Source organism: Microbacterium sp. B35-30, from assembly GCF_010634855.1.
GTDB lineage: Bacteria > Actinomycetota > Actinomycetes > Actinomycetales > Microbacteriaceae > Microbacterium.
In genome coordinates, this window is the sequence record NZ_MWLQ01000018.1 from 177,130 (window position 1) to 189,057 (window position 11,928).

The 11,928-nt window shown below is 71.2% G+C and carries 8 protein-coding genes; 5 read left to right on the forward strand and 3 right to left on the reverse strand.

Translation table 11 applies throughout. The annotated features are described in order from the left end of the window. Positions 1-79: 79 nt before the first annotated feature. Complete coding sequence (locus tag B2K11_RS10855; protein ID WP_163618293.1) at positions 80-1,564, reverse strand: lipase maturation factor family protein; 1,485 nt, start codon at positions 1,562-1,564, stop codon at positions 80-82. A 307-nt stretch (positions 1,565-1,871) separates the two neighbouring features. On the opposite strand from B2K11_RS10855, the gene B2K11_RS10860 reads away from it, so the two are divergent. After that, positions 1,872-2,450, forward strand: coding sequence for a hypothetical protein (locus B2K11_RS10860; RefSeq protein WP_163618294.1), 579 nt, complete (start codon positions 1,872-1,874; stop codon positions 2,448-2,450). Between the two features lie 148 nt (positions 2,451-2,598). Here the strand turns inward: B2K11_RS10860 and B2K11_RS10865 are convergent, their stop codons facing one another. Then, entirely contained in the window at positions 2,599-4,677 is a 2,079-nt protein-coding gene (locus tag B2K11_RS10865; protein ID WP_163618295.1) for an NAD(+) synthase, read from the reverse strand. Between the two features lie 155 nt (positions 4,678-4,832). On the opposite strand from B2K11_RS10865, the gene B2K11_RS10870 reads away from it, so the two are divergent. From B2K11_RS10870 to B2K11_RS10885, 4 genes are all read left to right on the forward strand, one after another. Next, the gene (locus B2K11_RS10870; RefSeq protein ID WP_163618296.1) at positions 4,833-8,588 is read left to right on the forward strand and encodes a bifunctional RecB family nuclease/DEAD/DEAH box helicase; all 3,756 of its coding nucleotides are present in this window, start codon (positions 4,833-4,835) and stop codon (positions 8,586-8,588) included. A 91-nt stretch (positions 8,589-8,679) separates the two neighbouring features. Then, positions 8,680-9,000: a DUF3467 domain-containing protein gene (locus B2K11_RS10875; RefSeq protein WP_163618297.1), complete on the forward strand. Its 321-nt coding sequence runs from the start codon at positions 8,680-8,682 to the stop codon at positions 8,998-9,000. A 225-nt stretch (positions 9,001-9,225) separates the two neighbouring features. Continuing rightward, a complete protein-coding gene (locus B2K11_RS10880; RefSeq protein WP_163618298.1) occupies positions 9,226-9,783 on the forward strand; it encodes a hypothetical protein in 558 nt (185 codons plus the stop codon). Continuing rightward, entirely contained in the window at positions 9,780-11,087 is a 1,308-nt protein-coding gene (locus tag B2K11_RS10885) for a type III PLP-dependent enzyme (RefSeq protein ID WP_163618299.1), read from the forward strand. The genes B2K11_RS10880 and B2K11_RS10885 overlap by 4 nt, the downstream gene beginning before the upstream one ends. A gap of 54 nt (positions 11,088-11,141) precedes the next feature. Here B2K11_RS10885 and upp read toward each other — a convergent pair whose 3' ends face one another. Next, on the reverse strand, positions 11,142-11,774 hold the full coding sequence (gene upp, locus B2K11_RS10890; RefSeq protein ID WP_163618300.1) for a uracil phosphoribosyltransferase: 633 nt from the start codon (positions 11,772-11,774) through the stop codon (positions 11,142-11,144). Positions 11,775-11,928 lie beyond the last annotated feature (154 nt).

Sequence of the window (11,928 nt, forward strand, 5' to 3'; positions counted from 1 at the left end):
AGATGTCACGACGGGCGGTGACGTCGCGCTCGATGCCGCGTGCGGTGACCCCGAGCACGAACTCGCGGGATGGGCGCGCTCAGCGGCGCAGGGACACCGGTCCCATGACCGGGCGTCGCCGGTCGCGCGCCCACCGGGTGCGCGTTTCGCGGAACTCTGCATGCGTGGTGAACCGGTAGCGGTACGACACCGCTCGCACCCATCGCGGGCGCCGGCCGTCGAACGGATCGTGGGCGAGCAGGCGCAGGGTCGGGGCATCCGCCTCCAGCAGCCTCACCAGGAACGTCGTGAACCAGTCGTCGAGCGAGCGCCCGAGGGGCAGGAACCACATGAGCCAGTCGAGCCGCAGGTGGTACGGCGCGTACTGCCGGGGGATCCGGCGCAGATCACCCGGTTTCCCCTTGAAGCCGTACTCGTGCCAGGTCGCCCCCGTCGGATCCTCGTCCATCGTGCCCTCGACGACGATCTCGATCCGCTGCTTGGTCACCGTGCCGAACGCGCCGTACGCGTTCGCGAGCTGCCAGCGGTTGAACGACGCGTTCATGAGCTGGCGGCGCGCGAACAGGTTGTGCAGCGGCTGCCAGCTCAGCACCAGGTAGAGCACGCCCACGGCGCCGGTCACGACGACCCAGTAAAGCGGCATCCCGTCGATGATCCATGGGGGATCGGATGCCGGAGGCCCGGGCGCTGCACCGATCCCGGGCACGCCGATCGCCGAGGACGCCAGGACGACCGTGATCCAGTTGAGCCAGGCGAAGTTGCCGGTGATAATGAGCCACAGCTGCGTCGCGATCACGATGGCCGCCGCGACCGCGCCGACGATCGCGGGCACGGGGCCGGGCACCCACAGGCCGAGCAGCGGAGCGAACAGGAACCACGGCACGACGAGCTGCGCGAAGTGGTTGCCCACGACCTCGCCGCGGTGGAACCAGGCCGGAAGCAGGTGAGCCTGGCGGCTGAGCGGGCCCGGCATCGGCTGGGTCTCGTGGTGGTACATCAGGGCCGTGAGGTCGCGCCACTCGCGGCCGCCGCGGATCTTGATCATGCCCGCGCCGAACTCGAGGCGGAACACGAGCCACCAGAAGAGCACGATCACGACGGTGGGCGGCGGCTGCGCGTGCGAGCCGAGGAACGCGGCGAGGAATCCGGCCTCGAGCAGCAGCATCTCCCACCCGAAGCCGTAGAAGGTCTGGCCGAGGCTCGTGATCGACATGTAGCCGAGCCACAGTGCGAGGAAGCACAGCATGGGCACCCAAGGCGGACCGAGCTGAGGGATGCCGATCACCAGCGCCGTCGCGACCACGATGCCGGCCGCGCACAGCGCGACGAGCCGCCGGTCGGTGTACCGCACGTGACGGAACAGCGTGGGATGAAGCAGCCGCCGCCCGCGTTTCGAGGAGTGCGCCCAGGCGAGCAGCTCGGTCGCGGGAAGCAGCCCGTGCTCGCCGAGGAGGGGCCGGAACTGGTTCAGCGTCGAGATGAACGCGACGACGAAGAGGGCCGCGATGCCCCGCTGGAGCACCTGGCGCGCGAACTCGAAATCGACGGCGGCGAAACCGTTCACGGTCCCATCCTTCCCACCGCCCGCGGACGTCCGACAGGGGCTTGACCGGCCGCCGCCGGCCCCGAGCGCCATCCCCGAAGGCCGCACCTGCGGCCTTCGCGTGCGGTCGCCCGTGCCCGAATCGAGAGCGAAAAGCAGGGTCGGTGACGGAACACTCCGGGCGACGGCATCCGTTCAGGGCGTGTTGCCGTGACGGAGCAGGCTTTTCGTAGGCGAGGGTCGGCCTCACGTGCGTGGCGATCTTCCTGCCCGAGCGGCTGCGCGACAGGATGGAGCTGCGGACGGGCCGCGGAGAATGAGGTGGATCATGCAATCGGTGCTTCTCGACACTCCGGCGGGGATCACGGCGCGGCTGGGCTGGGACCCGAAGCTCCCGGACCACGACCGAAAGCGCCTCCTCGCCAAGGAGATCGTCTCCGCGAAGCTGGGGATCGAACCGAAGGCCGTCCGCGTCGAGCGCGAGGCGCCCCGGACGTTCGGCTTCCACACCCAGCTCATCGCCGAGGTGGGCGGCACCGAGCTGCCGCTGAAGATCCGCAACGTCAACTTCCGCGCCGCCACCGTCGTCGCCGTCACCGACCCCGACGTGATGCTCGGGCTCGACCTGCGCGACGTGCATCCCGACGACGCCGAGCTGCACCTGATGAAGCGCCACTCGCACCTGTTCGACGAGAGCGACCTCGGCAAGCTCATCGCCCACTGGACGCGGGTGCAGGCGGTGCGCGACGCCGACGGTCGCGGAGCGCGGGTCGCCGCCGACCATGTGCGGCTCGACACCCCGCTCACCAAGGGCTGGATCCCCGACCGGAAGGTGTTCTACCAGCTGGCCGATCTCTCGCGCGACAGCTGGGTGATCACGCTCGCGTACACCCACGCGCCCGCCTGACCCTCGGCCTGCTGTCGTTCCCGAGGTTCGTGGGGCTCGTGCGTCGTGCCCAGAACAGGTGATCTGGCGTACGCAGGACGATTCCGGCTGGATTCTCCTGTCTGCGCCAGATCACCTGATCTCGGCAAGGGCGACGCCGCTCTCGCGGTCAGCCCTCGACGAGCTCGGGGAGGGCGCCCTCGAGCTCGGCGAGCCACACGCGGGCGTTCCCGTCGGACGGCGCACGCCAGTCGCCCCGTGGCGACAGCGAGCCCGCCGGCGACACCTTCGGGCCGTTCGGGATCGCCGAGCGCTTGAACTGCGCGAACGCGAAGTAGCGCTGGAGGAACACCTGCAGCCACTTGGCGACCGTGGGCAGGTCGTAGGCGTACCGGTCCTCGTCGGGGAACCCGGGGGGCCACGCGCCGACCTCGGCATCGCCCCAGGCGTGCGCGGCGAGGTACGCGATCTTCGACGGGCGGAACCCGAACCGCAGCACGTGGTACAGCGTGAAGTCGTGCAGGGCGTAGGGGCCGATGCGGTCCTCGGTCGACTGGATCTTGCCGTCCTGGCCGGCGGGAACGAGCTCGGGCGAGATCTCGGTGTCGAGCACGGACTGCAGGACCTCGCGGGCGCGGTCGCTGAGTTCGGTGGAACCGCCCTCGTCCGCACGGTGCGAGATCACCCAGCGGATGACGTGCTGGATCAGCGTCTTGGGTACGCCGGTGTTGACGGCGTAGTGGCTCATGTGATCGCCGACGCCGTAGGTGGCCCAGCCGAGCGCCAGCTCCGAGAGGTCCGAGGTGCCGATCACCATGCCGCCGTGGTGGTTCGCGAGGCGGAAGAGGTAGTCGGTGCGCAGGCCCGCCTGCACGTTCTCGAAGGTGATGTCGTGCACCGGCTCGCCGTCGGCGAACGGGTGGTCGAGGCGCTCGAGCATCTCGATGGCGAGCGGGCGGATGTCGATCGTCTCGATCGACGCCCCGACCGCTTCGGCGAGGGCGATGGCATTGGATTTGGTGTGCTCGCTCGTCGCGAACCCGGGCATCGTGTAGGCGAGGATGTCGCTGCGCGGGCGACCCATGAGGTCCATGGCGCGTGCCACCACGAGCAGCGCATGGGTCGAGTCGAGCCCGCCGCTCACGCCGATCACCGGCTTCGGACCGCCGATGGCGCGCATGCGCTGCACGAGACCCGACACCTGGATGTTGAACGCCTCGTAGCAGTCCAGCGCCAGGCGCTCGGGGTCGTCGGGCACGAACGGGAAGCGGTCGAGGCTGCGGCGGAGGCCCACGTCGGTCGCCGGCGGGTCGAGGCGGAAGTGCACGGTGCGGAAGGCGGCATCCGCGTTCGTCGTCCGTCGGTTGTCGTCGAACGTGCCCTGGCGCAGGCGGTCCTGGCGCAGGCGGTCGAGGTCGACGTCGGCGACCGAGCGGCGCGGCCCATCGGGGAAGCGCTCGGTCTCGACGAGCAGGTTGCCGCCCTCGTAGATCATGGTCTGGCCGTCCCACGAGACGTCGTTCGTGGACTCCCCGCCGCCCGCGGCCGCGTAGGCGTACGCGGCGAGGCACCGCAGAGACTGCGACTTGCACAGGTCTTTGCGGTCCTCGGCGCGGGCGATCGTGATCGGGCTGCCGCTGAGGTTGAGCAGCACGGTCGCCCCGGCCAGGGCGGCGCTCGACGACGGCGGGATGGGCACCCAGACGTCTTCGCACACCTCCGCGTGCACGACGAGGCCGGGGATGTCGAGCGCCTCGAACAGCAGGTCGGGGCCGAAGGGAGCCTCCAGAGCGCCGACGCGGATGTCCTGGTCGCCCTGGTCGTCGCCCGCCGCGTACCAGCGCCGCTCATAGAACTCGCGGTACGTGGGCAGGTACGACTTCGGCGCGACGCCCAGCAGCTCGCCGCGGTGGATCACGAGCGCGCAGTTGTAGAGGCGGTTGCGGTGGCGCAGCGGCGCGCCGACGACGAGCACCGGCAGAAGATCCGCGGATGCCTCGACCAGCCGCTCGACCGCGGAGACCACCGCGTCGAGCACGGGGTCCTGCATCACCAGGTCGTCGATGGCGTAGCCGGTGAGGCACAGCTCCGGGAAGACCGCCACGGCCACGGCATCCGCATCGCACTCCCGCGCCGCGGCGAGCACCGCCTCGGCGTTGGCCGCGGGGTCGGCGATCGAGACCGGGATCGTGCAGGCCGCGACGCGGGCGAACCCGTGCCGATATGCGCTCTCGAAGGGCAGGCTCATGCGCTCCAGTCTGGCAGGTGGCGCGCTGAGACCGCCGGGGTTCCGCCTCTCGCACTGTGCTGCTCCGGGCCGTGAATCCCCGCGGGGTGACCGATTCCACACCGGTTCGAGGGCTGTCGGATGCCGCGGCTAGGGTCGTCAAGGAAGGGGAGTGCATGCGATACATCGAGGACGAAGGCCGGATCGTCTGGAGCGCCAGCGATCTCAAGGCGGCCGCAGAATGCGAATTCGCCTGGCTGCGTGCGATCGACGCGCGACTGGGGCGCGTCGCGGCGGTCGAAGAGCCCGAAGACCTCACCCTCGAGCGCGCGGGGCGCCTCGGCACCGTGCATGAGCGCAACGTGCTCGCCGACTACGTCGCGCGGTACGGCGACCGGGTGGCACAGATCCCCGAGGTGAGATCGTCGGATGCCGCCGCCCTGGCCGATGCGGTCGCGCGAACGAACGCGGCACTCGCCTCGGACGCAGAGGTCGTCTACCAGGCGGCGTTCTCGACCGACTCGTTCGTGGGCTTCGCGGACTTCCTCGTCCGCGACCCTTCGACAGGCTCAGGGACCGCAGCGCCGGGGTCCGCGGGGTCTGCGGATGCCGGCAGACCGTGGATCGTGCAGGACACGAAGCTCGCACGCCACGCCCGCGTCACCGCACTCATGCAGCTCGCGGCCTACGTCGACCAGCTCGACCGGCTGGGTGTGCCCCGCTCTCACCGTGTGCAGCTGCTCCTCGGTGACGGCAGCGTCAGCGAGCACGAGGTCGACGATCTCCTTCCGGTCTTCCGGCTGCGGCGCGAGCGGCTGGCCGCGCTGATCGCCGACCGGCGCCTCGAGTCGGGCGCCGCGGGCGAGCCGATCGCATGGGGCGACCCGCGCGGCGAGCTCGGCGTCGTCGCGTGCGGGCGCTGTGCGACGTGCGATGCGGAGGTCGTGGCATCCCGTGATCTGCTCCTCGTGGCCGGCATGCGACCGGTGCAGCGCGAGCGGCTGCGAGCCGCCGGCATCGACACGATCGAGCAGCTCGCACAGGCGCCTGCGGGACCCGTGGGGATGAACCCCGATGTCTTCACCTCGCTGCGCACGCAGGCCCGCCTGCAGCTCGAGAGCCCGGCGGGCACACCGCCGCTCGTGGCCGCGAAGCCCCCCGCCGCCCGGCACGCGGTGACCGTCGACGCGGCGATCGCGCCCGACGGCACCGCGGTGGTCGAGGGCGTCGGTGCGCACACTGCCGTCGCCGACGGCAGTCTCGCGGTGCTCCTCGCCGAGGCGTCGCCGCCGATCGAGGCGCCGCCGATTCCCGTGTTCGAGGTCGTGGCGCCGCAGGCGCTGGGTGCACTGCCCCGACCCGATCACGGCGATATGTTCTTCGACTTCGAGGGCGACCCGCTGCACACCGAGCCGCCGGTGCCGGGCGAGCCGACGCAGTGGGGCATCGACTACCTCTTCGGCTGGGTCGACACGCGCGAGCAGTACACGGCGCTGTGGGCGCACTCCTTCGGCGACGAGAAGCGCGCGCTCGAGACGTTCCTGGACATCGTGAACCTGCGACGGCAGCAGTTTCCGGGGATGCACATCTACCACTACGCGCCATACGAGCCCTCGCATCTGCTCGCGATGGCGGCACGGCACGGGGTGCGCGAGGCCGACGTCGACCGGCTGCTGCGCGACGGCGTGTTCGTCGACCTGTACCCGATCGTGCGCCGCGCGCTGCGCGTCGGATCGCGCTCGTACTCGATCAAGAAGCTCGAGCCGCTCTACATGGGCGACGAGGTGCGCACGAGCGACGTGCAGAAGGGCGACGACTCGATCGTGCGCTACGTCGAGGCCCGGGCCCTCGAGGCCGACGGTGCCACGGCCGAGGCGGCGCTCGTGCTCGACGACCTCGCCGACTACAACCGCTATGACTGCGTGTCGACGCGGCGCCTGCGCGACTGGCTCGTCGATCGTGCCCGCGAAGCCGCCCTCGTGCCCTCGCCGAACCCCGAGCCCGACGAGCGCGCCTACGAACCGTCGGCCCGCGCGACCGTCCTCGACGCCCTGGCACTGCAGCACCCGGAAGACTCGGTGCCCGCGCGAACGTTGCGGCTGGGTGCGGCCGCGATCGACTACTACCCGCGAGAGGCGAAGTCGTTCTGGGCGACCCACTTCCTGCGTCTGCGCGAGCCGGTCTCGCTCTGGGACGAGACACGCGACGTGGTGACGATCGATCCGGCGCGCAGCCGCGTCCGCGAGGACTGGCACTTCCTCGAGAGCGGCAGAGGCGGTGAGCGCCGCGTCGTCGAACTGCGCGGTGACCTCGCACCCGGCACCCGCCTCAGCGAAGGGACGAACCCGTTCGCGCTGTACGAGCTGCCGGCGCCCTACGAATTCGATGCGTCGCCCCGATGGATTCACTCCTACCGTTCGGTCACCGTGCTCGAGGTGCTCGACGACGGCGCCGTGATCGAAGAGACAGCGGTCAACGGTGAAACCTGGGAGCGGCTGCCTCTGGCGCTCACGCCGCAGGCGCCGCCCGCGGCGGGCAACCAGCAGGCGGCCATCGACGCGTGGGCGGATGCCGTCATCGACGCGGCGCCGGAGCTTCCGGCCGACCCGGCCACCGACATCCTGTGCCGCCGCCCTCCCCGCCTGCTCCATCCCGCCCTTCCGGCGGCGGGAGCAGCGGGATCGGCGGGCAGCACGCTGCCCGTGGCCGGGGACGACGCCGTCGAGGCCATCGCCCGCGCGGTGCGGGCGCTCGACCGCAGCTACCTGGCCGTGCAGGGCCCTCCGGGCACGGGCAAGACCTATGTCGGCTCCCACGTGATCGCCCGGCTCGTGCGGGATCACGGTTACAAGGTCGGCGTCGTCGCGCAGGGCCACGCGACGATCGAGCACCTCCTCGAGCGCGTGATCGCCGCGGGGGTTCCCGCGTCGCAGGTGGGCAAGGCCCCGAAGGACCCGTCGGCCGCCCACGCGTTCACGGTGCTGCCCAAGAACGGCGTCGCGGCGTTCACGGCCGAGCACGAGGCATCCGGATTCGTCATCGGCGGCACCGCGTGGGACTTCAGCCATGAGGGCCGCGTCCCGCGTGGCAGCCTCGACCTGCTCGTCGTCGACGAGGCCGGGCAGTTCTCGCTCGCCTCGACCATCGCCGTGTCGCTCGCCGCACCGCGTCTGCTGCTGCTCGGCGACCCCCAGCAGCTGCCGCAGGTGAGCCAGGGCACCCACCCCGCCCCCGTCGACACCTCGGCGCTCGGCTGGGTCATGGACGGCGCCGACGTCATCCCGCCCGAGTACGGATACTTCCTCGCAGAGACCCGGCGGATGCGACCCGAGGTCGCCGCGCCGGTGTCGACGCTCTCGTACCGCGGCGAGCTCGCCGCACACCCGTCGACGGCGCTGCGCCGGCTCGACGGCATCCGTCCCGGGCTCGTCCCGATCGCGCTGCGCCATCACGGCAACGCGACCCAGTCGCTCGAAGAAGCGGCCGAGGTCGCGCGGCTGGTGACCGATCTGATCGGCCGCGAATGGACGGATGCCGCAACGAACGACAGCGACGGCGCCTCCGTCGCGCTGCCGCCGCGGCCGCTGGAGCAGTGCGACCTCATCGTCGTCACTCCCTACAACGCCCAGCAGGTGGCGGTCGAGGCGGCTCTCGCCGCCGCAGGGTTCCCCGACGTCCCCGTCGGCACCGTCGACAAGTTCCAGGGCAAGGAGGCGGCTGTCGCGATCGTGTCGCTGGCAGCATCGAGCGGCCGCGACGCACCGCGGGGGCTCGAGTTCCTGCTGCTGCGCAACCGCCTGAACGTCGCGATCTCGCGCGCCATGCACACCGCGTTCCTGGTCTACTCGCCGGGGCTCCTCGACGACCTGCCGTACACCCCGGAGGGGGTGGCCCGGCTCAGCGGGTTCGCGCGGCTCGTCGGTCGCGGCTGAGCGCCGCGTAGACTCGCGCACACGTCGCACACGACAGCCCGAGCCTCTCCCGCGGGCCACCGCGAGAGACGCCGCCCGAACAGGAGCCCGCATGGCCGACGACTCAGCGCAGCAGTTCGAGATCGACCTCCCGCCCGAGCTCATCGGCGGCGCCTATGCCGACTTCGCGAACGTCTGGCACACGCCGACGGTGTTCGTGATGGACTTCCTGACCCTCGCGCAGCCGCCGCGGGAGCAGGTCGACGCCGAGACCGGCCAGCGTCACACCGTGGTGCCGGCCCGTGTGGTCAGCCGCATCCGGATCCCGCCCGACCAGGTATTCGAGCTCGCCAAGGCGCTCACCCAGCAGCTCGAGTTCTGGGAACGCGAGACGGGCCGCCGCAATCCGCAGGAGCCGCCGCTGGGCGACTGAGCCCTCCGCAGCTTCGTTCCCTCGCGGGGTAGTCCGCTGCCCCCGGCATGTCAACCCCTTTGGGGTGCGGATCCGGCCCACGTAACCTTGCCACGCGCCAGAGGGCGCAGAGGCGCGGCATCCGTTCGGCGAGGGGCGGATGTCGCGCCGTATTGCGCGCCGGCGGTGCACCGCGCGCCGTATCATCGCAGACCCTTCCTCCTCTGTCAGACGGAGGGGGAAGCCATGGCAACGATCGATCAGTCGCACACGACGACTGCGACCGACTCCGAACGCACCGCGACGCCTCCGGAAGCGGACGGCCGGCCGCGGCGCCGGACGCTGGTGTTCTGGATCGCCCGGTACCTTCCGGCCGAGGTGGCGGGCACCGCTGCGATGGTGTTCGGCGGCCTGCTCGCGTCGGTGTGGACCACCGCGACCCCGCTCATCGCCCTCGCGGCGCTCGTCGGCGAGATCGTCGGCTTCTACGCCGTCCTGGCCGTCACCATCTACCTCGAGCAGGTGCCGGTCACCGCCACCCGTCGCCGCGCTCTCGGGCGAACCGGCGTGCTGCTGGTCGCCGAGTTCGGCGCAGCCGAGCTCCTGGACACGGTCCTGGTTCGACCGGCGGCGCTCATGCTCGGCATCTGGCTCGTTCCCGATCCGGTCTGGGGGATGCTGCTCGGCAAGGTCGCCGCCGACATCGTGTTCTATGCCGTGGCGGCCGGGGCGTTCACGGTCACCGCACGCACCGGGCTGCGCGACGGACGTCGCACTGGCCGGGCCGCAGGGGTGCTGACATGAACCTTTCCGCGGTGCGGCGTGAGCCGCGTACGACGCCCGCCTTCGGCGATCGACGGCGGGCCGAGGCATCCGCTCTCCTGTCGTCGGTGGCCGCCCGCGCCGCGGTCGCCCGGCACGGCACGCCTCTTCTGCTGCTCGAGCCGGATCGGGTCCGCCGCCAGTATCGGCGGCTGCGCGAGGCTCTTCCGTTCGTCGGGTTCCACTACGCGGTGAAGGCGCTCGCGCACGACGCCGTGCTCGACGTGCTCGACGACGCCGGATGCGGGTTCGACGTCGCCACCGGCGAGGAGCTCGCGATGCTGACCCGCCGCGGCGTCGACACGTCGCGGATCATCCACACGCATCCGATCAAGAAGCCCGCTGAGATCGCTGAGGCGCTCGCCGCCGGAGTGCGCACGTTCGTGGTCGACAACGCCGTCGAGATCGACAAGTTCCGTGGCGCGCCGGCTGACACGCGGCTGCTGGTGCGGCTGGCGTACCGCAGTCCGCACGCGAAGAGCGACCTCTCGACGAAGTTCGGCGTCGGACCCTTCGAGGCCGCCCGCCTGGTCGAGAACGCGCTCGCCGCCGGCGTGGCCGTGGCCGGATTCAGCTATCACGTCGGCAGCCAGCTCGACGATCCGGGCCGGTTCGCATCCGCTGCTGCCGACACGCTGGAGCTCATGGGAATCCTGGAGCGGCGCTGCAACGTGCAGTTCGACACGCTCGACATCGGCGGAGGATTCCCCGCTTCGTACGACGCAGAGTCAGCCGCCGTCGACGACATCGCCGCGGTGCTGCGGCCGGTGCTCGCCCCGCACGCGCGCCGGCTCGACATCATCGCCGAGCCCGGCCGGGTGATGGTGGCCGACGCGATGACGCTCGTGACGAGCGTGGTGGGCATCGCCGAGCGGGGCGACGGACGGTGGTACTACCTGGATGACGGCCTCTACGGCTCGTACTCGAACGTGCTCACCGAAGACGTGCATCCGCTGGTGTTCGCGGCGCGCGACCTGACCAGCACCGATCCCTGGACGGGCCGGCTCTCCGCCGGCGCACACGCCGGCGACCACCGCTGGGCGACGCTCGCCGGACCGACCTGCGACTCGTCGGACGTGATCGCGCGGGAGGTCCTGCTGCCCGAGCTGCACGTCGGCGACCTACTCGTGAGCCCCACGATGGGCGCCTACACCACGGTCACGGCGACACGGTTCAACGGTCGCCCCTTCACTCCGGTGGCCGTGGTCGGGCGGGGTGCGGCTGCCGCTCGGACGACCGTTGACGCCGTCGCGGGTTCGGACGTCCGCCGCGTGCCGATCGTCTGACCCGGTGGACGAAGGCGCGGGCGCAGGACCCACGCACGCGGGCCGAGCCTCGGCTCAGACTGTCCCGTACAGCCGGTCGCCGGCGTCGCCGAGGCCGGGCACGATGTAGCCGTGCTCGTTGAGTCGCTCGTCCATCGCGCCGAGCACGAGGGTGACGTCGCGGCCCGCGACCTGCTTCTCGATCGCGGCGACGCCCTCGGGCGCACCGAGGATGCAGATCGCCGTCACGTCCTGGGCGCCGCGCTGGAACAGGAACTCGATCGCGGCGCCGAGCGAGCCGCCGGTCGCGAGCATGGGATCGAGCACGAAGCACTGGCGGTCGCTCAGGTCGTCGGGCAGGCGCTCGGCGTAGGTCGACGGCTCGAGCGTCTCGTGATCGCGGACCATGCCGAGAAAGCCCACCTCGGCGGTAGGGATGAGCTTGACCATGCCTTCGAGCATGCCGAGGCCGGCGCGCAGGATGGGCACGACGAGCGGGCGGGGCTCGCTGATCTTCACGCCGGTCGTGGTGGTGACCGGCGTCTGGATCTCGATCGGCGCCACGCGGACATTGCGTGTCGCCTCGTACGCGAGGAGCGTGACGAGCTCCTCGGTGAGCTGACGGAACACGGGTGATGACGTGCGCTGGTCGCGCAGCACCGTGAGCTTGTGGGTGATGAGCGGGTGGTCCGCGACGTGCAGGCGCATAGAGACAGGGTAGTGCCGCCTCGTACTCCCGCCCGCGCGAAAAGACTGGCGGGTCACGGCGACACGCGGGTGATGGATGCCGGCAGCCCGGCGCGTCACGTCACCGGCCCGTGTTTTCGCACGTAAACCTAGGCGGGGATCGGTCGAGATAGCC